Annotated in this window: 18 protein-coding genes; 8 read left to right on the forward strand and 10 right to left on the reverse strand. The window is 73.1% G+C overall.

Annotation, left to right across the window (positions count from 1 at the left end; genetic code table 11):
- The first annotated feature begins 265 nt into the window (after window positions 1-265).
- Together AB0903_RS04935 and AB0903_RS04940 are read left to right on the forward strand one after the other, a co-directional pair.
- Complete coding sequence (locus AB0903_RS04935; protein WP_366699067.1) at window positions 266-1,672, forward strand: DUF2254 domain-containing protein; 1,407 nt, start codon at window positions 266-268, stop codon at window positions 1,670-1,672.
- A 297-nt stretch (window positions 1,673-1,969) separates the two neighbouring features.
- The gene (locus tag AB0903_RS04940) at window positions 1,970-3,049 is read left to right on the forward strand and encodes an AI-2E family transporter (protein ID WP_366699069.1); all 1,080 of its coding nucleotides are present in this window, start codon (window positions 1,970-1,972) and stop codon (window positions 3,047-3,049) included.
- 303 nt (window positions 3,050-3,352) lie between these two features.
- On the opposite strand, the gene AB0903_RS04945 is transcribed toward AB0903_RS04940, so the two are convergent.
- Entirely contained in the window at window positions 3,353-3,934 is a 582-nt protein-coding gene (locus AB0903_RS04945; protein ID WP_366699071.1) for a hypothetical protein, read from the reverse strand.
- A gap of 124 nt (window positions 3,935-4,058) precedes the next feature.
- Window positions 4,059-5,120 carry a nuclease-related domain-containing protein gene (locus AB0903_RS04950; protein ID WP_366699073.1) on the reverse strand — a complete coding sequence of 354 codons (1,062 nt, stop codon included), beginning with the start codon at window positions 5,118-5,120 and terminating at the stop codon, window positions 4,059-4,061.
- A 266-nt stretch (window positions 5,121-5,386) separates the two neighbouring features.
- Here AB0903_RS04950 and AB0903_RS04955 point away from each other — a divergent pair, with 266 nt between their 5' ends.
- Window positions 5,387-7,189 (forward strand): NACHT domain-containing protein, encoded by a 1,803-nt coding sequence (locus tag AB0903_RS04955; protein ID WP_366699075.1) that lies wholly within the window; start codon window positions 5,387-5,389, stop codon window positions 7,187-7,189.
- Between the two features lie 545 nt (window positions 7,190-7,734).
- Here the strand turns inward: AB0903_RS04955 and AB0903_RS04960 are convergent.
- On the reverse strand, window positions 7,735-8,466 hold the full coding sequence (locus AB0903_RS04960; RefSeq protein ID WP_366699077.1) for a hypothetical protein: 732 nt from the start codon (window positions 8,464-8,466) through the stop codon (window positions 7,735-7,737).
- A 61-nt stretch (window positions 8,467-8,527) separates the two neighbouring features.
- The gene (locus AB0903_RS04965) at window positions 8,528-8,686 is read right to left on the reverse strand and encodes a hypothetical protein (protein ID WP_366699079.1); all 159 of its coding nucleotides are present in this window, start codon (window positions 8,684-8,686) and stop codon (window positions 8,528-8,530) included.
- 547 nt (window positions 8,687-9,233) lie between these two features.
- Between AB0903_RS04965 and AB0903_RS04970 the strand changes: the two genes are divergently transcribed.
- Genes AB0903_RS04970 through AB0903_RS04980 form a run of 3 tightly spaced genes read left to right on the forward strand, consistent with a single transcriptional unit; the run spans window position 9,234 to window position 12,234 of the window.
- The gene (locus AB0903_RS04970) at window positions 9,234-9,446 is read left to right on the forward strand and encodes a hypothetical protein (RefSeq protein ID WP_366699081.1); all 213 of its coding nucleotides are present in this window, start codon (window positions 9,234-9,236) and stop codon (window positions 9,444-9,446) included.
- Window positions 9,443-10,213 carry a sigma-70 family RNA polymerase sigma factor gene (locus AB0903_RS04975; protein WP_366699082.1) on the forward strand — a complete coding sequence of 257 codons (771 nt, stop codon included), beginning with the start codon at window positions 9,443-9,445 and terminating at the stop codon, window positions 10,211-10,213. The genes AB0903_RS04970 and AB0903_RS04975 overlap by 4 nt, the downstream gene beginning before the upstream one ends.
- Window positions 10,210-12,234 carry a M48 family metalloprotease gene (locus tag AB0903_RS04980; protein ID WP_366699084.1) on the forward strand — a complete coding sequence of 675 codons (2,025 nt, stop codon included), beginning with the start codon at window positions 10,210-10,212 and terminating at the stop codon, window positions 12,232-12,234. Before AB0903_RS04975 ends, AB0903_RS04980 begins: the two co-directional genes overlap by 4 nt.
- Before the next feature lie 524 nt (window positions 12,235-12,758).
- On the opposite strand, the gene AB0903_RS04985 is transcribed toward AB0903_RS04980, so the two are convergent.
- From AB0903_RS04985 to AB0903_RS05010, 6 genes are all read right to left on the reverse strand, one after another.
- Window positions 12,759-13,352 (reverse strand): TetR/AcrR family transcriptional regulator, encoded by a 594-nt coding sequence (locus tag AB0903_RS04985; RefSeq protein ID WP_366699086.1) that lies wholly within the window; start codon window positions 13,350-13,352, stop codon window positions 12,759-12,761.
- A 225-nt stretch (window positions 13,353-13,577) separates the two neighbouring features.
- The gene (locus AB0903_RS04990) at window positions 13,578-15,740 is read right to left on the reverse strand and encodes a bifunctional serine/threonine-protein kinase/ABC transporter substrate-binding protein (protein ID WP_366699088.1); all 2,163 of its coding nucleotides are present in this window, start codon (window positions 15,738-15,740) and stop codon (window positions 13,578-13,580) included.
- Between the two features lie 4 nt (window positions 15,741-15,744).
- Window positions 15,745-17,988 carry a bifunctional serine/threonine-protein kinase/ABC transporter substrate-binding protein gene (locus tag AB0903_RS04995; RefSeq protein ID WP_366699090.1) on the reverse strand — a complete coding sequence of 748 codons (2,244 nt, stop codon included), beginning with the start codon at window positions 17,986-17,988 and terminating at the stop codon, window positions 15,745-15,747.
- Window positions 17,988-18,881: a hypothetical protein gene (locus tag AB0903_RS05000; RefSeq protein WP_366699092.1), complete on the reverse strand. Its 894-nt coding sequence runs from the start codon at window positions 18,879-18,881 to the stop codon at window positions 17,988-17,990. Before AB0903_RS05000 ends, AB0903_RS04995 begins: the two co-directional genes overlap by 1 nt.
- Before the next feature lie 390 nt (window positions 18,882-19,271).
- The gene (locus AB0903_RS05005) at window positions 19,272-19,721 is read right to left on the reverse strand and encodes an SRPBCC family protein (protein WP_366699094.1); all 450 of its coding nucleotides are present in this window, start codon (window positions 19,719-19,721) and stop codon (window positions 19,272-19,274) included.
- 163 nt (window positions 19,722-19,884) lie between these two features.
- Window positions 19,885-21,000, reverse strand: coding sequence for a Ku protein (locus AB0903_RS05010; protein WP_366699096.1), 1,116 nt, complete (start codon window positions 20,998-21,000; stop codon window positions 19,885-19,887).
- A 49-nt stretch (window positions 21,001-21,049) separates the two neighbouring features.
- On the opposite strand from AB0903_RS05010, the gene ligD reads away from it, so the two are divergent.
- Entirely contained in the window at window positions 21,050-21,937 is an 888-nt protein-coding gene (ligD, locus tag AB0903_RS05015) for a non-homologous end-joining DNA ligase (RefSeq protein ID WP_366699098.1), read from the forward strand.
- Window positions 21,934-22,854, forward strand: coding sequence for an ATP-dependent DNA ligase (locus AB0903_RS05020; protein ID WP_366699100.1), 921 nt, complete (start codon window positions 21,934-21,936; stop codon window positions 22,852-22,854). Before ligD ends, AB0903_RS05020 begins: the two co-directional genes overlap by 4 nt.
- Window positions 22,855-22,922: the final 68 nt, after the last annotated feature.

Genomic DNA, 22,922 nt, shown 5'->3' on the forward strand with positions numbered 1-22,922 from the left:
GCATGGCGCTCCCCCACTGCGGGCGCGGGCGGTTCGCCGCGCCTTCAAAGAGAGCAGGTCGCGACACCCTCAGCCAGGCAGGATGACCCGCGGCGGCGTTTCAGGGTTCGTCCGACTTGTCATGGTCTGTAACGTGAGCTTGTGCTGATGCCCAAGCGCTTGCCCGTTCGCCTTGCCCCGGTGGGCCCGGCGGCCCCGCCACCCGCGCCGTCCCCCTCGCCCCTCCCCGCCGCGGCCCGGCTCCCGGCTCGTCACCCCTTCGCCGATGCGTGACACGCTCCGGGCGCAGCTGTGGCCCCTGCCGACGCTGGGAGTCACGCTCGCCATCGCCGCGGGCGTGGGGATGCCGCGGATGGACAAGCGGATCCGGGACGACATGCCGCCCTTGTTGCGGGACTACCTGTTCAGCGGTAACGCGGACGCCGCACGGTCGGTGCTGGCGGCGATCGCCGGCTCGCTGGTCACGGTCACCGCTCTGACCTTCTCGCTCACTGTGCTGACGCTGCAACTGGCAAGCAGCCAGTTCTCTCCGCGCCTGTTGCGGACCTTCACCGCGGACCGGTACTTCCAGACGACTCTGGCGCTCTTCCTCGCCACGTTCACGTACGCCCTGACCGTGCTGCGCACCGTACACACCGGCGAGGACGGGCAGACCGAGTTCGTCCCCCAGGCGTCGGTCACACTGGCCTTCCTGCTGACGCTGGCCAGCGTGCTCGCCCTCGTGGTCTTCCTGTCGCACCTGGCGCGCGAGATCCGCGTCGAGACGATGATGAGCAGCGTCCACTCCGCCGCCGACCGCACCATCCACCGGCTTCTACCGGGAGAGCCGGAAGAGACGGGAGAGCCGGAAAAGGGAGAAGAGGGGGAGAGGAGGGAAGAGGCGGACAGGGCACGGCAGAATCGCGCCGCCAAGGACCGTCGTGGCGCTCCGCCGGAACCGCCCCCGAACACTCTGACCCTGACCGTCGGCGCTTCCGGCTTCCTGACCTCCGTGGACGAGGAAGCTCTTCTGAAGGCAGCCGTGGCAGCCGACGCCGTCCTGCTCATCGACCGCGGCCCCGGCAGCTCGCTCATCATCGGCACGCCCATGGGAGCCGCGTGGCCACGCGACGGAGAGCCGTTCGCCCCCGAGACACGGGCACGCCTGGTGGAAGCAGTCGCCGAAGCGGTGATCACCGGTAGCGAACGCACCGACCTCCAGGACATCGCCTTCGGGCTGCGGCAGCTCACCGACATCGCCGCGAAAGCGCTCTCCCCAGGAGTCAACGACCCGACGACCGCTGTCCACGCCCTGTCCCACTCCTCCGCGCTGCTGTGCGACCTGGCACAGCGCGACCTCGGTCCGCACCTGCTGTTCGACGACGACCAGCAGGTCAGAGTGGTGCTGAGGCGCCCGACCTTGGAGGATCTGCTGGATCTGGCGGTGGACCAGCCGCTGCGCTACGGCGCGGCCGAGCCCGCCGTCCTCACCCGCATCGCGATGCTGCTGCGCGAAGTCGCCTGGAGCTGCGCACCTGGGCAGCAGCCGCCCGTCATCGCCGCACTCACCCGACTGCGCTCCACTGTCGAGGCACAGAACCTGCACCCCACCGAGCGTCTCCGGCTGACCGAGCTGACCCAGCTCGTCGAGCAGGCGCTGGCCGGGCGATGGACACACAGCCCGATGCCCTGACCGTACTGCCGGCAGAGACCGTACCGCCGGGCAAAGACTGTACTGCCGGGCAGACTCTCGGCTCCCCTGCTCCCCGTACGGGCACTCCCCTGCTCCCCGTACGGGCACTCCTCGCCGGTACGACACGCGGACGCCGCACGAAGTCGGGCCTGTGTGGCGAGCGAGTCCGCCATCGGGCGGCCCGCTGCCAGGACTGACGGCACGTCACATGACGTCAAGTCACGGCACATCACGTCTGTCACGTCACGCGGCGGGCCGTACACGCTCAGGACCGGGACCCGTGCGTACGCTGGACGCGTGCAGCTACTCCCGGAGCCCGTCCGCCGGCTCGCCGCCTGGTGCGCCGTCGTCCTGTTGGTCTCCGGGGTCGTCTACATCGGGATCCAGCTGTGCGTGGCGCTCCGGCCGGCCGTGGTCCCCGTGCTGCTCGCCCTGCTCGGCGCCGCGCTGCTCCTGCCCCTGCACCGGTGGCTCGTGAAGGTGAAGGTCAACCGGTCCGTCGCCGCCGGGCTCACCTGCATGGCGGTACTCGGTGTGGTCGGCGGTGCCGTGTACATCGTCACGGTCACCCTGGTCGACACCTGGGACCAGATCGTCGCCTCGCTGCGCAAGGCGGTGCGTGATCTGGCCGATCAGCTCGGTGCGTCCGGCACCTCCCTGGACGATCTCGCCCAGGATGCCCTGGACATGCTGGGAAGGTTCGGGGGAACGGCCGCCTCGGGCATCGTCAGCGGGGTCGGCTTCGCCGTCCAGGCGCTGGGCATGGCGGTGCTCGCGCTGCTGCTGGTCTTCTTCTTCCTGCGCGACGCCGATCAGGCCGCCGGCACCCTGCGCTCTCTCGTCCCGCACGGCAGTGCCGAGACCGTCGAGGCGATCGCCCGGCGGGCCTTCGAGGGCGTCGAGGGGTTCATGCGGGGCACCACCGTGGTGGCGCTCATCGACGCGGTGTGCATCACCGCGGGCCTGCTGGTCCTGCGCGTGCCGGGTGCTCTCGGCCTCGGCGCGATCGTCTTCATCGGTGCCTACGTCCCCTACCTCGGCGCCTTCCTTTCCGGGGCCGCGGCCGTGCTGGTCGCGCTCGCCGACCGGGGGCTCGTCATCGCACTGTGGGTGCTGGGGGTGGTGCTCGTGGTACAGGTGCTCGAGGGAAACATCTTCCAGCCCATGGTCCAGAGCCGGACCGTGCGGATTCACCCCGCGATGGTCCTGGTGGCGCTCACCGCGGGCGCGTCCGTGGCCGGAATCATCGGCGTGCTCCTCGCCGTGCCGGTCACCGCCGCCGCCTTCGGAGTCGTCCGCGAGCTGCGCACACGGTACGCGTCGTCCTCGGCCCCGCCTCCTCCGGAGCCCTCCAGCGAGCCGTCCGCGGATGCGTAGAGCCACACCGGACGAATGACACTCCGCGACTCGTCTCGTGGCCCTGCTCCCGCGGGAGCGGGGCCAGTGGCTCGATGAGCCCGATGCCGTCGCCCGGGTGTCGCGCCGGTCGCACGGGTGGACGACCGAGCGGCACTGCACCGATGGAATCGCAGGAGCGGGCGGCCGGCGGGGACGGTGCGGGTGACGGTGGCCCGGACGCCGAAGACGCGCAGTTCACGCCGTTCCCGGGTGCGGGCGAGGCGGGCGTCGCGTGGTGCGGAGGCGAAGCGCGTCGCCGAGTGCAGGAGGTTGGGGGGCCGGTCAGGGGCGCGCGGCGTCGGCCGCTGCCGACTCGTCCGCACTCTCCGCGTCGTCCTCGTGCTGCCACGCTCTCGGCCAGCTGCCGGACGGCGGCGGCGGCCCGGTGATGCCGAGGTCACGCCGCGCGAGGCCGTAGAAGGCGTCGCGTGCCAGGCTCATGCGCCTGACCGCCTTCTCCCATCCGGCCGGGTCGTGCTTCTGGCCGCGCGCGTACAACTCGACGTTCCATACGGCCTCGTGCCACCGGCGGGCTGCCGCTATGGTCTCGGCGTCGCCGATGAGCAGCACGGACTCCCACTCCGCAGCACGTCGCGCTTCGGCCTCGACGATCTGGGCGAGACCCTCCTCCGGGTCGAGCGGGTCCACGGCGTGCTGGAACCCCCTCGCCGCGCCCATCCGCTGCGCGATGTTCAGCTGGTGCTTCAACGCGTTGGCATAGGAGGCGTAGACGTCCAGCCTCCTCTGGTCCCAGCGTTCGGCCTTGGCCCGCCGCCAGCGACTCCGTTCCGTGAGGCTGGTGGCCACGTACGAGCCGGCGGCCCCTACGACGACACCGGCCAGTGCCGGTAGTTGCTCCCACATGCCGGTCCCCCTGCGTCTCGCACGAACGGTCGAGGACACAGTGCCGTACTCGGCGGTCACGGGCCAGACGGCCGGGCCGCCGGCTGCCGTGTGCTGCCGGTCCGGTGGAGACGGGGAAGTCTGGTCACGCCCCGCCCCACACCTCCGCCCGTCGCGCCACGTCGAAGAGCCGGTCCGCCTCTCGGACGGTGAGTTCGCCCGACAGCGGGGCCAGGGCCGAGACCTGGCGTTCGCGGTAGACGCGGACGTCGGTCAAGGTGGCCGCGACGTCGAGGGAGGCGGCGTCCACGAAGACGAGCACGGGATGGACGCGGACCGGGAAGTCGCAGTGGCTCCCCAGGACCTTCCGGACGAGGGCGGCCTCGGCCCGGCATTCGGCGATGTACGGGAGCGGGTCGCTGTCGTCGATGCGGACGGTGTCGTCATCGGCCCGCACCGACTGCTGCGGGTGGTATTCGGTACGGATCGTGAACACGCCACCGGGGCCGATCAGCAGGTGGTCGATGTCCGCGCCGTCACCGAGCGGGATCGAGTGCAGGACGCGCCAGCCGTGGCGGGTGAGGCGGCCGACTTCGGCGCCGGTTCTGCGTTCGCCGAGGAGTTCCTTGCGGCGTGACTCGGGCATGGGGCGGCGGCGGAGAAGGCGGGAGCTGAGGCGTTCGAGTCGGCCCGAGTCGGGGGCGGCGGTCGTGGCACCGGCCGGGGAGGATTCCTCGCGCAGCGTCGTGCCGGGGCGGCGGGAGGCGAGGTCGTTCTCCGGGGTCAGCAGGGGGAGCCGGTCCGGCCTGCCGGGGCTTGCGGGCGCCTGTGCCCCCGCCGGTCCGGGCGTGCTCCGTACGGGGGCGCCGCCCGCTGCCCGGGCGGCAGGCGGCGGCAGCTCGACCGGACGGCTCGGGGCGGCAGCGGCAGCGCCGACGGCACCGGCGGCCTCAGCCTCCGCCGCCGGCTCGTCGGTGTCGTCGAAGGCGCCCGGATGGACACGCACCTCCGGCAGTGGGCGGGTCAGGAGTTCGGGGGCACGGCGGGCCAGCATGTCGGTCACGTCGTCGCGGTAGCGGGCGTGGACGACGGTGATGCCGCCGGTCCTGCGGTCCGCCCAGCCGATGGGCGTGCCGTCGGGCAGGTTCACATAGAGCCGGTCGTGCCCGAAGTACTGCCATGCGGTGACCGTCAGTTCCTCGAGCATGCCCCTGCCTCCTTCGCGGTATTGTCCGGTGCCGCCGTAAGGCGGCACCGGCCCCCGTGTGTCCCAGGCTGACCCGCCGACGCGCCCGGCAGAAGGGCGCAGAGCGGGCGCACTGGTCGACGGGCGTCCTCACCGGGCAGGACCTGGGACTATGCCGAGGGTACGTGCCTTGACGCGGCGGACCGGGCGCGGCGGGGCGCACGGGGGAACGGGCCACCGCCCGGGTGCAGGCGCCGAACGGGCCGCGGGGGCAGCCCTCTTGAGCGGTGCCCCGCGCTCCCCTACGGTCGGGACGATGGACCCTGCGACCATCGGACTGCGCGGCGGGGCGAGCGTGGTCACCCCCCTCGTCAAGCGGCTCTTCGTACGGGAAGGGGCGGGCGCCGGACTCGTCGAGCGGGGCGTACGGCTGTCCGGGCTCGTTTCCGGCCGAGTTCCTGGCCGCGGCGCACCACCCCATGGCGGGCTCCGAGCCGGGCTGCTGGGCGGTACGGGTCCTCACCTCCGGGCGGGCGCTGCTGCTGATCGACGGCATCGACGAGGCACCGGCCGAGCGGCGTGAGCTGGTGCGCGGGCAGATCGACGCGCTGCAGCGCACGTTTCCCGGCAACCGCTGGGTGGTGACGTCGCGCCCGACGGCCGTACGCGAACGGTGGCTCGCGGCCCAGGGCTTCACGGAGCTGACGCTCGCCCCGATGACCCGGGACCAGGTGTCGCGGTTCATCCGCTCCTGGCACGCGGCCGCCGCCTCGGACCCCGGCACCGACCACTCCCGTCTCCCCCACTACGAGCGGCGGCTGCTGCACTCGGTGCGGCTCATCAGGGAACTGCGGGGGCTGGCCACCAATCCGCTGATGTGCAGCCTGATCTGCGCGCTGAACCGGGACCGCAGCGGCATCCTGCCGCGGGGCCGCAAGGCCCTGTACAAGGCGGCGCTGGCGATGCTGCTGGAGCGCCGGGACCCCGAACGCGAGGTCGACGCGGACGGCATCGTCATCGACCGCGAGGCCAAGGAACGGCTGCTGCAGAAACTCGCGCACTGGATGCTGCTGAACGACCTGACCGAGGTGGACCGGACCACCGCGGTCAGCATTCTCGACCTCTATCTGCCGGCGATCCCGAGCGCCGGGAGGCAGGGCACCCCGGAGGAGCTGTTCGACCATCTCCTGCACCGCACCGGGCTGCTGCGGATGCCGACACCGGGCGTGGTGGACTTCGTCCACCGCACCTTCCAGGACTATCTGAGCGCCAAGGAGGCCGTAGAGCGGCACGACATCCGCTTCCTGATCAACAACGCGCACCGTTCCGACTGGGACGAGGTGATCCGCATGGCGGTCTCGCTCGCCCGGCCGGACGAATGCGCGCAGATGATGGAGGAGCTGGTCTCCGCCCGGCCCGGGCTGACGGCGGCGGAGGCCAAGTACTGCAAGCTGCTGGCCTCCGCCTGCCTGGAACACGCCACGGAGATGAGCCCCGAGACCCGGGAGATGGTGCGTCAGCGGACCCGTTTCATCGTGCAGCCGGACGGTCTCGACAGTGCGCGCGGGCTGGGCTGGATCGGGCCGATAGCCCTGGAGCTGCTGCCGGACCCGGAGAAGGTCTTTGACGACCGCGCCCTGCTGCTGGCCGCGACCGCGGCCGGGGTGCGGGACGACGCGGCGATCGACTACCTGGTCCGGCTGCGTGACCGGCGCTCACTCGCCGTTCGGGCCGAACTGGCGGGTGCGTGGCGACGGTTCGACACCGAGCGGTACGCGGAGGAGGTGATCGCCCATCTGGACCCGGATGACCTGTACTTCACGGTGACCGGACCGGAGGAGATGGCCGAGCTGCGCCGCCTCGGCGGCCGTGAGCGCATCCAGGTCGCCGAGCTGCTCACCCCCGGCCAGCTGGTCGAGGGCCTGGTCGCGGACCGCCTGACCCACCTGTACCTGCTGGTCCACGACGCCCGCCGGGACCTCGGCCCGCTCAGCGCCTTCCCCCGGCTGACCACGCTGCGGCTGGGGCGCCACGTGGGGCCGGTGCGGGGTGTACCGGAGGGCGTACGGGTGGAGCGCGACGGGGCGTGAGGCGGGGCCTGGCCGGGCCGCGCGGAGCACGTGAGCGGGGCGGGCCGGGTGGGTGGTCGGACCGCCGACCATGCCCGCGGACGTGGCGGGACCCGGGAGTCGTATCCAGCTCCCGGGTCCCTGGGGATGCCACCCGATTGCGCACGCCAGTGGCGTTTAAAGGTACGGATCAGTCATCAGGCCGACGTGTTCTTCCTTTGAACTACCGCACCGTGTAAGAGGTGCAGGCTGGATTCGAACCCGCATCCGCCGGCGTTCGTCCGTACCCGGTCGATCTGGCGATCAGTGGCGATGCTGAATCTGGAGCGAGAGTCTGAGTTTGATCGCGGCTGCCTCTGCCATGTTGGGCCACCCCGGCCCGTGTGGTGCCGGGAGAAGGACTCGAACCTTCACTGTCACCGCGTCGTCAGGCTGAACCTCAGTTTCAGCTTGCGCCCATCACGCGGACCAGGCCTCAATTCCGGGCCGCGTCTGTTGCGCACCCCCGCGCTCGCACGCGGGGGCAATCGTGGGGCCGACGCCTGGCGGCGCCGGCCGGTGTGCCGTCAGCCGAAGAGGTAGCCGAACACCGCGTCGCCGACCCGCTGGTCGGTGACCTCGGCGCCGTTGGCCTCCTCGCGGGCGAACTTCACCGCGTGCTGGAGCTTCTCGACCCGCCCGAGCAGTTCGTTCACCCTGCGCGCCGGGAGCGCTCCGGAGAACTTGACCGTGGTCCAGTAACCGATCGGCACGTCCTCGTAGTACACCTCGACCTGCGCCGGGTGCTTGTCGGTCGCCTCGGCCTTGACGTGGTTGCGCGGCACCTTCTTCGTACGGATCGTGCGTACGGGGTCCGTCTTCCACCAGTCCGTCGACGGGTCCTGCGACCAGGACTCGGCGGCGTCCAGCACGGGCAGCTTCTTCACGAAGGTGTGCAGGTCGGTGAGCTGCTTCTCGAGGAAGAGCAGATAGCTGACCGGTGCTTCGGCGACGAGGGTCCGCCCGTCGACGACGACGTCCGCGCGGGCCGAGCAGTTGGCCCGGTCCTTGGTGGCGGTCACATCGAACAGCCGGGTCAGCGACGCCGACATCTCGCGCAGCACGTCCTCGGCCACGACCTGCACCTGTGTGGACTCGGGCGGCAGTTGCTCGCCCTCCTCGTCCTTCGGCTGGTACGTGCGCGAGATCCCGGCCAGCAGCGCGACCTTCTGCACCTTCTGGTGGGCCGCGGTGATGTCCTGGTACGACTTGCTCTTGACGCCCTTTTCGACGGCGATGATCTGATTGAGCTTCGCCACTTCTCCCCCTTCGAACAGCATCGAACCTACCGGGCGGGGCGGGGCCGGGTCCCGTGGTTTTTCACAGCGCCGGCGGCGAAGAGCCGGAGTCGTCCGCGACCTTCTCGTACACGGAGGACTGCGACCAGTCGGCGCCGGTGTCCGGGAAGTACCTGACTGCTCCCGAGGGCGGCCGGTGCAGGAAGAGCGACGCATCGGACGCGGCGCCGCGACGGACCACGCGTCCCGGTTCAGCTCGTCCACCGCTTCGGGGACCGGGTCGGCGGCGAACCGCATCCGCGGAATGCCGGAGGCGGGAGAGACGGTGACGCCACCGTGGGCGCGGTCGGCGACGGTGCGCCTGCCGCCCGGCCCCGCCGCCGCCCGTGGTGCGGATCCGGTCGCAGTACCGGGCCCAGGTCCGCGGAGTCCGGCTTCGTCCCGGCGGGCACGGCCCCAGCGGCGACCGCGGCAGGACGCGGGCGCGGCCGCCGGTGGTGCCGACGAAAGCAGGACGCGGGCGCGGCCGCCGGTGGTGCCGACGAAAGCAGGACGCGGGCGCGGCCGCCGGTGGTGCCGCCGACGCACGGCCGGTCGCCGCCGTAGTCGACGCCGGACCGCCGGAGCTGATCACGACGGCCTGGGACGGTGTGGACGTGAGGGCGGCGGGGGCGGTCGTGCGGCCGATCGCACCCCGAACCACATCGCCGGTAAACACTCTCCCGCTCCACGGCTGTTACTGGACGAAGGCTTGTCCGGAGTCCGGCGAACAAGAGGGAGTGCTCCCGATGCAGGAACCGATGATGTTGGCGGCCGCCGTGGGCGTGGTGGCCTCTCTGCCGAGAGTCCTGCTGTTCTGGCTGATGTCCAGGGAACGGCGGCGTATCGTGGCCGCCGTCTCCGAGTCCGGGAACGCGACCCTGTTCCTGGACCATTACGGGCCGGGCCGGGCCGGAGTGACGCTGTTTTCCGGCCGGGGGGACGAGAGGGGGAGCCGGTGACCGGGCAGGCGCACACATCGGGGGCGGTGAGGACGGCCGAGCCGTTCGACGGCTTCTTCGCCCGCTCGTTCCCCGGTATGACGGCCAGAGCCCTGCTGCTGTGCGGGCATCCGCAGGACGCCGAGGACGCGGTGCAGGAGGCGTACGCAGCGGCCTTCGCTCGCTGGGAACGGCTGCGTCACTACGACGCTCCCGACGCCTGGGTCTACCGGGTCGTCCGGCAGCGCCTGTGGGCCGTCGCCCGCGACCGGTCGCGTATCCGGCCCGCGGAGCCGGACTCGCTCCAGCCGCCCCCTTCGGCCGGAGTCGAACAGACGGTGGAGGCCCGTGCCGTTCTTACCGCGCTGGCCGAACTGCCCTCCCGGCAACGGACCGTGCTGGTGCTCAACTGCCTGGAGGGCATGACCCAGGAGGCGATCGCCGACGAGTTGGGCCTGACCAGAGGCGCGGTGGCGTCCAGTGTCTTCAAGGCCCGCGCCCAACTGGTGAAGGCGGTGGGCATGTCGGACAAGGCGGACGCCGGGAGCAGCCGACGGGCAGTGCGTGCGAGGCACGACGATCTCGGCCTGGTGCCCTCGCACGCACTGGCGCGGCTTCGGGACCAGACGGCTGCTCCCGCCGACCCCGTCGCCGCGGCACTGCGGCGGACCGAGCTGTGGCTGCGCGCCGCCGTCGCCCGGTCGGAGCGGCCCAGCCGTCAACTGGCCGCCGTACGCGCCGCCTCGGCGGATGTCTGCGCCGCAGAGGCCGAAGGGGAGGAAGAGTGAGCCGGTTACGCCGTTCACTGCGGTCGGCCGCCGCGCTCGCCCTGGTGGTCGGCTTCCATGTGCTGGCCGTCGTCCTCATCGGCGGGTACGCGGTGTTCGGTGTGGTGATGTCCCGGGTGGTCTTCGACCCGGCGGGCGAAAGCGGCCTGCCCCTCCTGCTGACGCAGATCTCCTTCGCAGTCGCCGCTCTGGTGATGCTCCCCCAGCTCATCATCGGAGTCGGCAGGGGGGCCGGTCCGCGCCCCGGCACGGCGGCAGTGGACCTCGACGACGCCTTCGGCCTGTGGGAGACCGTCCTGGACCTGGCCGACCGGATCGGGGTGCCCGCCCCGACGGAGATCCGCCTGACCATGGAGGCCAACGCCGCGGTCAGCGAGCAGGCGGGCGGCCGGATCGAGACGTGGGAACGGCGCCTGTACGTGGGGGTGCCGCTGCTGGCCGGACTGAGGGCCGACGAACTGCGGGCCGTCCTCGCGCATGAACTCGCCCACTACGCACAGGGGCACACCCGCTTTGCCGCGACGGTCTACCGGGGAGCGACCGGCCTGGAAGCGGCACGCGAGAGCTTCGCCAAGCCGGAGGTCGCCAATCCCATCGTCACCGTCTACACGGGCTTCCAGCACCTGACACTCAGTCTGTACGCATGGCTCTACAACGGGCTGTCCTTCGCCGTACGTCGCCGGCAGGAACTGGAGGCGGACGCGGCGGCAGCGGCGGTGGCGGGCAGGGATGCGGCCGTCCGGGCCCTGATGTCCGTGGAAACGGTCGCCGCCGCGTGGGAGGACTTCCGTTCACGGGTGCTGACGCCCATGTCGGTGCTGGGCCGTCTGCCGGACGACCCGGTGCGCGCCTTCCACGCCGCACTCACCGATCCGCGGTACGCGCAGACCCGGGTGCGCCAGGTGGAGGAGGGGGCGTGGCGCCCGGTGGCCGTGCGTCACCCGTTCGACTCGCATCCACCGCTGGAACAGCGTCTGGACGCGCTGCGGGCGCTGCCGGAAGGGCAGGCGGAACCGGACCTGCGCCCCGCCCACGTCCTCGTCGACGACGAAGGGACCCTGCCGGACCGGGTGTTCACAGCGCTGATTCCGCCGCGGTCACCCGGTCGTGAGCGCCTGACGCGGCCCTGGGCCGACTGGCTGACGGAGGCGGCGGAAGGCCGGGCGGTGCGCGCCGTCGAGGAACTGGACCAGGCGATGGGGCTCATCGCCCTGACACGCCCGACGACCGGTGGAGTCCTGGACCTGCTGACCGGCGCGCGCGGTGGCGAACTCGCCGATGCGTTGCGGGACACGGGCTGGGGCGAGCGGTGGGAAGCCGTGCCCTCGCCGCATGCCCTCCGTGGAGCCAGGGCGGAAGAGTCCCGCCGGACCGTCGGGACGTGGTGGACGCAGCGCATGGCCGACCGATGGGAGGAGCGTGGAGAGACCCCGAGCGAGGACCGTGACCGACAGGGCCCGCACGGCGTGGGCGATCAGCGGGAGGCCGATGCCCGGCATGCCGTCCTCGCCCTCGAACTGCTGGCCGGGCACGTGCTCGTGACCGCCGGCCGGGCCCGCTGGACCTTCCGCATGCACGGCCCCGGCCGGGCCGTGTCCGAGGACCCGGCCGCGGCCGAAGCACTGGAGGTGATCCCGGCCGCGCTGACGGACCCGGGCAGCGCTGCCCGGCTGCGCGCCCTTCTGCTGCTGTGCGGGGTCTCGCTCGAGACGGAGCTGAGCACGGCGGGCGCGAACTCCGCCCTGCGGATTCCACCCCAGTCCGTCGCGGCGGAGGAGCCGGAGGGCAAGCCGGAGCGGCCCGCCTTCCCGGTGGTCGTCTTCCTCATGGCCCTGGTCGCGCTGCTGCTGTTCGTGCTGCGCTGGGACATGGAGAACGAGCAGCGCTCACGGCCCCCACTGCCCTCGCTACCGGACCGGTACCCCCCGCCGTCACCTCTCTTCCACCCCACCTGCCCGCCCGGCCACATCCCGTACAGCGGCCTGTGTGTGCGCGTTCCCCCGCCGCAGCCCACCGGTTGAGCCAGGACCGCCCTTCGGGAAGGGGGAAGGGCTGACGTCCAGCACCGTGAAGAGCATCCGCGGGGTGTGCTCGTCCGCCCGGTGAGCGCCGCCGGGCCGGGTCAGGTCGGGCCGGCGCCAGGTCGGGCCAGGGCGGGTTTGGCCGGCGCCAAGCAGGTCAGCGCCAGGTCGGGCCAGGGCGCAGCAGAAGTCGGGACGAGTGGTCCACCATATCCGCCAGTACCGGCGTGCAGTCGGTGTCGCCGCCCAGCGGCGTGAGGATGCCGTGGGCTTCGTCGCGCAAGGAGTCGAGGTCCCGGGCGTAACGGTGGAGGTCGGCGGGGCTCGGAGGAGGGCGGCCGGTTCGAGGCGGGCGGGCGGCGGGAGATGCGCGGGGCGCGGCGTGCAGCGGCAGGAGGCGGTCGGCGGTCGGGAGAGCCGGCGTCGAGGGCGCAGGCGAGCAGACGGGTGAGCGTGCCGTTCAGCAGATCCTCGTTGCGGCCCGAGGCCACGTCCTCCTGTTCGCGCCGGGCCGCCGCGGCCGCTCAGCCCGGCTGCAGGGAGCGCCAGATACGGTCCGGGAGCACACGGGCGGCCTCGTCCAGGTCCATGTCGTACGTGCTGGCCAGCCAGCGGCGGGCGGCCTCCGCCGCCGGGCCGAGGACCAGGACCTCCACCAGCGACGGGGCGATGGGCGCGATCTCCCCCGCCTCCATCCGGGGCCGCATCCACGCCGCGACGGGTGCCAGCATGGCCCCCTTGGCCGCGCGTACCTCTTCGGCGTGGGACGCCAGGTAGCCGGAGTAGGCGGAGGCGTGGATGAACAGGGCGGCGTCGCGATGCTCTTCGGTGAAGCGGAGGTACGCGCGGACCAGGGCCCGGACGCCGGTGCGGGCGGTGCGGGTGCGCTGCAGAGCGGCGATCATCTCGTCGAACAGCTCGCCCGTGCACCGGATGTAGAGGGCCGCGGCCAGGCCGTCGAAGCTGCCGAAGTGGTGGTAGAGGCTGCCGAGACTGACACCGCTGGCGGTGGTGACGGCGTTGACGGTGAAGCCCTGCCCGTCCGACTCCCCGTAGAGGCGCAGTGCGGTGGTGAGCACATGCTCGACCGTTGCTTCGCCGCGTTGCTGCTTCACCATGGCGGACAGCCTAATGGCTCGTCACGCGGCCCTGACCGGGCCGGCCGACCTGCTGCTCGCGGTCCCGCAGGCCGTCCCGGGGAGCCTGCCTTGGAGGTGGCGGGACGCCGGTCCCCGTGTCCGTCCGGCGGATGAGCACGGGGGAGGTGGGCACGGGGGAGGTGGGCACGGGGGAGGTGGGCACGGGGAGATGAGTGAGGCGGAGTGGCCGTCGGCTGCAACGGATCAGTCGGACGCCGCTGGCACACTCCCGTACGGCCCCAGGAAGTGGAAGGCGCCGCCGCGGACCTCGTACTGGAACAGGGACGTGTCGCTCAGCCGGAACGCGTGTGTGACACCCGGGGCGAAGGCGAGGGGCTTGGCCAGGCCCTGGTGGGCGGTCGTGAACAGGCGCTGCGCCAGGGTCGCGGCGGTGACGTCGGGGGCGGGCAGGGTGTCGATGGTGGCTGTCAGGAGGCCGACCGCGTCGTACGCCTCGGCGGACCAGCGGGCCGGGTGCGTGTCGTACCGGTCGCGGTGGGCCTTGGCGAAGTCGGACAGGCCGGGTGCGTCGGAGGCCGTGAAGGGGGCGCTGAACACCCAGCCCTCCGCCGCCCGGCCCGCCTCGGTGAGGAAGGCCGGTGTCATCACGTGCCACACGGCCGCCCGCGCGCCGGTGAAGCCCTGGCGGGCCAGCTCGCGGGCGCAGGCCGCCGCCCGGCCGGGCGAGGTCCCGGAGTGGACGACCGCATGGGGGCCGGCCGCCAGGGCCTCGCGGACGGCGGGGGCGAAGTCGGCCGTGCCTGCGTCGACCGCATGCACCGTCACCGTGCCCCCGCCGGGCGGGGCGGCGCGTAGTCCGCTCACCCATGCCCAGCCGGCCGCGCCCGCCGCCCGGTCGTCGATCACGGCGGTGCGGGTGGCCTTCACCTCCTGGGTGAGGTGGCTGATCAGGCCCGCCTGCAACACATTCTCGCCCGCCCTGGTCACCGCCATCGTGCGGTGCTTGGACGTATGAAGGGTGTTGCTGTCCGAGACGTTGACGAGGAGCATCGCCGTCCGCGCCTGTTCGTACAGCTCCGCCACCGCGGCCGCGGTCGCCGCGGTCGTCGGGCCGATGACCGCGGCTACCGTTCCGTCCGCCGTGAGGCGTTCGGCGCCCGTCCGCGCGCGCTTCGGGTCGCCGCCGTCGTCGGCCACCCGGAGGCCCAGCCGGTACGCCGCGCCGCGGGCGTTGTGCGCCGCCACCGCCAGCCGGACGCCCCGCTCCACGGCGAGTCCGTCCGTACGGCCCGGACCGGTCAGGTCCGCCTGGACGGCGAGGGTGTGCACGGGTGGCGGGGAGGCGGCGGCCACCGGGTCGGTCTGCCGGCGGCGGCTCGCCAGGTACGCCACGCCGCCCGCGGTCAGGCCCGCCATCACCGCGCCCGCCGCGAACAGCACCCCGCGACGCCCCGGCCGGCGGTCCTCGAGCGCGGGCACGAGGGTGGCGGGCCCCTCCGGAGGCGGTGGGTCCAGCGCCGCAGCGGAGCGCTCCGCCACCAGGCGCAGCACGTCGGGAGGGAGCCAGTCCCCGTCTGCGTGATCCGGTGCCAGAGCCGCCCTCACCGCCGCCGCGGTCGGCCTGTCCCCGGGATCCTTGGCCAGGCAGCGCAGCACCAGGGCGCGCAGCCCGTCGGGGACACCGGCCACGTCCGGGGCCTCGAAGACCGTGCGGTAGAACACCCCGTACGGGTCCCCGTCGCCGAAGGGCCGCCGCCCCGACGCGGCGAACGCCAGCACACAGCCCAGCGCGAACACGTCGCCCGCAGGAACGGGGTCCGCACCCTTGCCGCCGGCCTGCTCGGGCGGCACGTAGCCGGGCGTGCCGACGACCGCGCCGTGGGCGGTGAGCGCGGAGGCGCCCGCGGGGCGGGCGACGCCGAAGTCGATGAGGCGCGGTCCGTCCAGGGCGAGCAGGACGTTGCCGGGCTTGACGTCCCGGTGGATCAGCCCCGCCCCGTGCACCTCGGCCAGCGCGTCGGCGAGCCGGGCACCCAGCACCCGTACGCAGCGCTCGGGCAGCGGCCCGTACGCGGCGACCGCCTCCGCCAGCGACGGAGCCGGCACATAGGAGGTGGCCAGCCAGGGCCCGGCGGCCTCCGCGTCGGCGGACGTGACCGGCACCAGCCAGGGCCCGGTCAGTGCGGCCGCCACCTCGGCCTCACGCCGGAAGCGTGCCCGGAAGCCGACATCGGCGGCCTGGTCGGCGCGGATCACCTTCAGCGCGACGAGCGCCCCGCCGCCGGTCCGCGCCAGGTACACCACGCCCATGCCGCCCGCGCCGAGCCGGGCGAGCAGCCGGTGCCCACCGACCTCGCGGGGGTCCTCGGGACGCAGCGCCTTCAGCGGCCCGCGTGGTGCGCCCACCCGGTCACCCGCTCACATGGCGCAGGTGGCCACCCCTGATCTCGTGCAGATACGGCTTCCCGTTGTCGGCGCGCAGCGTGCGGTCGTCCTGGAACGCGTACGTGCGGACGACGCCCTTGTACGTGCCACGGGCCAGCGCGCCGCCCACCTGGGCGCGGGTGGGGCCCGTCGCCGGTGCGGAGGCCGCTGCGGAGGGGGACGCCGGTGCGGACGGGGACGAGGGGGACGCCGGTGCGGACGGCGACGAGGGGGACTGAGCGTTCTCCAGCGCGGTGAGCCGGTCCAGGACCATCCTGGTGGCGTCGTACGCCTCCGCCGCCCAGACGTCCGGTGTCCGGCCGTGGAGGTCGCGGTGGGCCGAGGCGAAGTCCCGCAGCGCGGAGGCCGTCGGGGCGAGGTACGGGCTGACGGTCAGCCAGCCGTCGGCGGCGGCGCCCGCCTCGCGCAGGAACGCCGCGTCGACTGCCGCGTGACCGAGCAGGCGGAGCCCGGTGAAGCCGCGCTCGGACAGTTCCCGGACGACGGCGACGGCACCGGCCGGGGCGCCCGTGAAGAAGAAGGAGTCCACGCCGCGCGCCAGGATCCCGGCGACGGCGTCCCCGAAGGACGTCGTACCGCGCGGAACGATCCGCGGGTGGACGTCCATCCCGCCCTCGACGAACGCCCGCCGGCCGATCAGGGCGGTCTCCGAGGCGCCGACGCTGCCGGATCTGTCCCACAGCATCCCGACGCGCCTGCTGCCGCGCTCCTTGAGCAGCTCGGTCTCGCCGATGACGGTCATGCGGGATGTCGGAACGGCCTTGAAGTGGTACTGGGGCCGCGTCACGTTGTACGAGGCGGCCAGTCCGGTGGAGACGCTCAGCAGCGGCAGGCCCGCCTCGTCGTACACGCCCTCGACGGCGAGCACGGTCCGGTCGCTCGTCGGCCCGAGCACGGCGAGGACGTCCGGCCGGCCGGTGAGGCGCCGGGCCACGGTCACCGCGCGGGCCTCGTCGCCCCCGTCGTCGGCGACCTCGAGGGCCGCACTGAAGGGCCGGTCCTCGCGGGCGTTGAACTCCTCGACGGCCAGCCGCGCGCCGTGCTCCTGGGCCTTGCCCGCGTCCTTGCCGGGGCCGGTCAGGTCGGCCTGGAGCCCGAGCACCCTGCGGGGGCCGCCCGTTGCCGTACCGGCCCCGCCCGCGTCGTCCGGGCCGAAGGCCGCCCACAGGGCCGTGCCGCCGCCCGCGGCGAGGACCGTGGCACCCGCCGCCCAGGCCAGGACCCGCCGCCGGGCGGGCGCGGCCGGCTCCCCGGAGGACGGGTCGACCAGGGTGTCCTCGGCGTCGAGGAGGGCCAGTGCCTCCGCCGAGTCCCCGGCGACAAGGCGGACCACGGGGTCGGGCAGCCAGTCCGTCGGGCTGTCCGGGGCGTCCTCGACGAGGGCCGCGTCCACCTCGGCAGCCGTCGGCCGGGCGGCCGGGTCCTTGGCGAGGCAGCGCTCCAGCAGCGACACCAGTTCGCCGTCGGCGATGCCCTCCAGATCCGGGGCGTCGTGCACGGTCCGGTAGAGCTGTGCCTCGACCGCGCCCGTACCGAACGGGAGCCGCCCGGTCGCGCAGTACGCCAGCACGCACCCGAGCGAGAAGACGTCACCGGGCCGGCCGGTCTCCGCGGCCCGCGCCTGCTCCGGCGCCAGGAAGCCGGGTGTGCCGACCACCATGCCTGCGCCGGTCAGTTCACCGTCCCCGGCACGCTCCCCCGCCGCCCCGGTGACCGCCGTCGGGGAAGCGAACCGGGCGATGCCGAAGTCGATGAGCCGGGGCCCGTCGAGTGCGAGCAGGACGTTGCCGGGCTTCACGTCCCGGTGGACCAGCCCGGCCGCGTGCACGGCGCGCAGTGCCCGTGCCAGGGCCTTGCCGAGGAGTCTCACCGCGCCCGGGGGCAGCGGGCCGCACGCGGCGACCGCCTCCGCGAGGGAGGGCCCCGGTACATACGCGGTGGCCAGCCACGGTGCGCGGGCCTCGACGTCGGCGTCGAGCAGGGGCACCACCAAGGGGTCGTTCACGCGCCGGGCGGCCTCCACCTCCCGGCGGAAGCGGGCGCGGAAGCCGGGCTCGTCCGCCCATTCCGGCTGGATCACCTTGACCGCGGCCAGCTCGCCGCCGGCGGACCGTCCCGCGTACACCACGCCCATGCCGCCCGCGCCCAGGCGGCGCAGCAGCCGGTACCCGCCGATTCGCGGCGGGTCTGAGGGCAGCAGCCTGTCCATCAGTCCCGCGCCCCCTGTTCGTCCGTCTGCCGGCCCTTCGTCTCCTGCTCCCTTGCGGGCTGTTCCCGCGTCCGCTCCTTCGACTCCGGCACCGTGTGGCCGATCCGGGCCTTGACGCGGCCGATCATCGCCACCATCGGGTTGACCAGCAGTCCCGTGGCCGCCTCATCGGAGTGGCCCTTCGCGCCCTTCACGGCGGCGGACACCTGCACCGGTCCGATCCGGGCCTGCCACCACATGTAGGCGTGCGGGCCGCCCTGTCCGTCGCGGGCGTACAGGCCGTTCTCGAGCAGGGTGTCCTCGGCGTAGGAGTTCTGTCCCTCGCCGAAGTAGTGCGCCTGCGAGAACACGGCTTTCAGCTCTTCCCCCCGGGTCAGCCGCTGGTCCGGGCAGCGCATGGTCTCCTCCAGCGTGTCCGCGTTGGCCCAGTCGGCGGCGAGCGTGGTGCGGTACACGGTGACGGTCGCGGTCAGTCGCACCGCGCCCTTGCCGCCGGCCGCGGGCAGTTCGTAGTCGCGGGTCCGGCTGGCCAGCACGTCGGCGGGCAGTCCGGCCCGCTCCCAGACGCAGTCCTCCGTGAGGACCGGCCACCAGCCGGGGTCCCGCTCGTAGGGCGCGCTCCGCACCACGCCGTGGCCGAACTCGTCCGGCGCGGCCAGCACCGCGCCGATCAGCTCCGTCGCGGCGGAGGCCGTGCGGGGCAGCTTCGCCGGGTCGGCCTCGACACTGCGGCGGTCGGGCACGGTCGGCGCCGGTGTGGCTGTGGAGGTGGCCCTGCCCGAGGGCGTGGACTCTGCGGAGGCGGTGGTTGTGCTGGGTGGTGGACCGGCGCGGCCGTCGGGTGCACGCTCGTCCGCCGTACAGCCGATCGTCGTGGATCCCAGAAGCAACACGGCGCACAGCGCCGCAGGTACCCCTCCGCGTAACGCACTTCCGTAAGCCATGGCCCCGCCCCGCCCCTGTGGCATATCGCCCTGTTCGTAGGCGAGTTCCGCATTTTAGCCGTGCGGACCGGCCGCCGCCGCCGTTGTCGGCAAACTGCCTCGGCGTGCGGGCCCCCGGGGCGCCACGTCGCACGGGCCCCCACACCCCGGGAGCCGGACGCGTCGATCCGGGTCCGGCTCCCGTGCGCTTTCCGGTCAGGCGTTGGGGCGCTTGCCGTGGTTCGCGCTTTTCTTCTTACGGGCGCGGCGCTTGTTGCCTCGCTTCGACATGATGCGCGTCTCCCTCGACTCGGGATCTTTCGGGCGCCGCCAGTCTAGGTTCCACCCCTCCGGCCCGCATCAGCTCGCCGGACTCAGCATCCGCTCCAGGTCGCGCAGGTCCTTGCCGATCGAGGACCGTACTCTGCGCCCCATCAGCGGGGCAGCCGGGCGGTAGTGGCCGCCCGGGTCGCCGCGTGCGTGGATACGGGCCAGGGTGCCGGTCCCCCGCGGCGTGAAGGTGTAGGTGACGCGCATGGGCATGGGGCCCGCGACCGAGGCCATGTCGAGGAGCCGGAGCGGCTCGAGGGCGACGACCCGGAGCACGTAGTCGATCCGTTTGCCGAGGAAGTACGCCGCCCGGGTCACCTCCGCGCCGACGCCGAAGCCGCCACCCTCGGCCTCCCCGGACAGCGTGGCGCGGCGGATGCCCCGGGTCCACTCGTGGTCGTGGCGCCAGTCCATGGCGTAGGGGGCGACGCGGTCGACCGGAAGCGGGATCAGACGTTCGGCTGTCACGTCGATGCTCATCCGCTCCTCCTGCTCCTCCTGGGCCGGTCGGACCCGCCGGGCCGGCCGGGCCCGGATCCGGGGTCGGGACGCCGGCGCTGCGCCGCGCCCCGTCGTACCGGCCTCAGCGCCATCTCGGCCGGCCGCACGCACCGGCGCGCGAGCCGCCTGGGGGTTCCGCCGTTCACGCCGAGGAGCGCTTTCTCGGTGCCGTCTTCTTCGCGGTGGACTTCTTCGCGGTGGACTTCTTCGCCGTCGAGGAGGACGAGGAAGACGAAGAGGACGCCGACTTCGCGGTGGACTTCGAACCCGACTTCGAGGCGGTCTTCGGGGCGGACCGGGACGAGGACTTCTTGGCCGCCGTGGACGTCGGCTTGCCCGCCGTGTGCCCTGCCGCGGACTTCTTCGCCGTGGACGTCGACTTCTTGCCGCCCGGCCCCTTCCGAGCTGCCTCGGAGCGCCGCCCCTTGATCGGGGTCACCTGCGCCTCGTCGCGGGCGGGCTCCTCCGTCCCGTCGCCGCGCGACTCCCGGGCAGCCCGCACACTGCTCTCCAGCGCCGCCATCAGGTCGATGACCTTGCCGCCCTCGTGTTCCGCCGGAGCCGGCTCTGCGGCCGCGCCGCCGCCCTCCACCTTCGCGGCGATCATGGCCTCGAGCGCATCGCGGTAGTCGTCGTGCAGCGACTCGACGTCGACCTCGCCGAGGGTGGCCATCAGGGCATCAGCCAGGTCCAGTTCGGCCTCCCGCACCTTCACGTCGCTCTGCGGGGCCACGCCTTCCGGCTCCCTGATCTCGTCGGGCCACAGCAGCCCGTGCATGGCGATCACGTCGTCGACGACCCGGAGCATGCCGAGCCGTTCCCGGCCGCGCAACGCGAACTTGGCGATGGCGACGCGGTTGCTGCGCCCCAGGGCCTCGCGCAGCAGGGTGTACGGCTTGGCGGCCGGTGCGCCGTTGGCCGAGAGGTAGTAGGCCGTGTCCATCTGGAGCGGGTCGATCTCGGAGGCCGGCACGAAGGCGACGATCTCGATCGTCCTGGCGGTCGGCAGCGGGAGGGCGGCGAGGTCCTCGTCCGTGATCGGGATCATCGACCCGTCCGCGTCCTCGTACGCCTTGCCGATCTCGTCCTGCGTCACCTCCTTCTCCTCCAGCTCGCACACCTTGCGGTAGCGGATCCGGCCGCCGTCGGCCGCGTGGATCTGGCGGAACGAGACGGAGTGGTTCTCCGTGGCGTTGACCAGCTTGACCGGGATGCTGACCAGCCCGAAGGAGATCGCGCCGTTCCAGATGGATCGCACGTTTCATCCCTTTCATCCGGAATGCCGGGAATCGTGGGATTCTCATCGTATGACGCCGATCACAGAGGTGGAGGGGCGGCGCCTGACGCTCACCAACCTGGAGAAGGTCATCCACCCCGCCACCGGGACCACCAAGGGCGAGATCGTGCACTACTACGCCGTCACGGCCGAGGCGATCCTGCCCCACCTCAAGGACCGCCCCGTCTCGTTCCTGCGCTATCCGGACGGCCCCGACGGACAGGTCTTCTTCACCAAGAACCCGCCGCCCGGCACGCCGGACTGGGTGCGCACCGCACCGGTCCCCCGCTCGGAGGACCCGAAGGCGCGCCAGGTCGTGGTCGACGACCTGCCCTCGCTCGTCTGGGCGGCCAACCTGGTGGTGGAGTTCCACACCCCGCAGTGGCGGGCCGGCCGGCCGGCCGTCGCGGACCGCATGGTGTTCGACCTGGACCCGGGCGCGCCCGCCGGTGTCGCCGAGTGCTGCGAGGTCGCCCTGTGGCTGCGTGACCGGCTCGCCCGGGACGGCCTCGACGCGTACGCCAAAACGTCCGGATCCAAGGGACTGCATCTGGCCGTGCCGCTGGAGCCGACCCCCTCCGAGCAGGTCTCGGCCTACGCGAAGTCGCTGGCCGTCGAGGGGGAGGCCGCCCTGCCGAAACTGGTCCTGCACCGGATGGCCCGGGCGCTGCGGCCCGGGAAGGTCTTCGTCGACCACAGCCAGAACGCCGCCGCGAAGACCACCGCGACTCCGTACACCCTGCGGGCGCGCACGGAGCCGGCCGTTTCGGCCCCGGTGACCTGGGAGGAGGTGGAGGAGGGCCGCGCGGACGGGGCGGGGCTCGCCCTCGGGCTCTCCGACATCGCCCCCCGGCTCGAGCGGTACGGGGACCTGTTCGCCCCGCTCGACGACGGCGACAGGGCCGGGCACCTGCCGTGACACTGCCCCGGCCGCCCCTGAGGGTCGCGCTCGCCGAGCCGGTGAACGCCCTGCCGCGCGGTAGCGGCCTGGCCTACGAGCCCAAGTTCGACGGGCACCGCATGGTGATCTTCCGTATCGACGGCGAGGTGCTGCTCCAGGCGCGTTCCGGGCGGATCGTCACGGCCGCCTTCCCCGACCTCGCCGCCGCCGCGCGGCAGCTGCGCGACGGCACGGTGCTCGACGGCGAGGTCGTGGTGTGGCGCGACGGGCGGACCGACTTCGCCGCCGTACAGAAGCGCGCGGCCGCCACACCGGGGCGGGCGCCCGCCCTCGCCCGCTCCCTGCCCGCCTCGTACGCCGCTTTCGACCTGCTGGCGGAGGCGGGCGAGGACCTGCGGCCACTCGCCTACGAGAAGCGGCGGGCGCGGCTGGTGGCGGTGGCGGGGCCGCTGGGGCCGCCGCTGCAGCCGGTGCCGATGACGCTCGACCCGGCGGAGGCGGTGGGCTGGTACGAGAGCCTGCCGGCGATCGGTGTCGAGGGCCTGGTGGTCAAACGACTGGACCAGAGCTATCGGGGCGGGGTGCGGCTCTGGCGCAAGCTCCGGCACACCCGTACGCACGACGCGGCCGTCGTCGGCTTCACCGGCGCTCCGGCCAGGCCCGGCGCCCTGGCCGTGGTACTCCCCGACGACGACACACCGGTGGTGTCCAGCCCTCTGCCGCCCGCGCTGCGGACCGAGGCGTCCGCCCTGCTGGCGGGGCGGGTGAGCGGCGCGAGCGGGACGGCGATCGCGACCGGGATCGGCGAGGTGGAGTACCGGACGGTCGAGCCGGGGGTGACGGCGGAGGTGGAGCTGGGCACCACGCGGCACACGGTGACGACGGTGGTGCGGCTGAGACTGCCGGAGGATCTCGATCGACCGGCAGTCGATTAATCAAGTTTGACTACTCTCGGGGCCGGGCACTACCTTCCAGGACCGAGCAGCCGGGCCTTACCCGGCAC

Origin of the sequence: Streptomyces sp. NPDC048389, assembly GCF_040706335.1 — a bacterium.
Classification (GTDB): Bacteria; Actinomycetota; Actinomycetes; order Streptomycetales; family Streptomycetaceae; genus Streptomyces.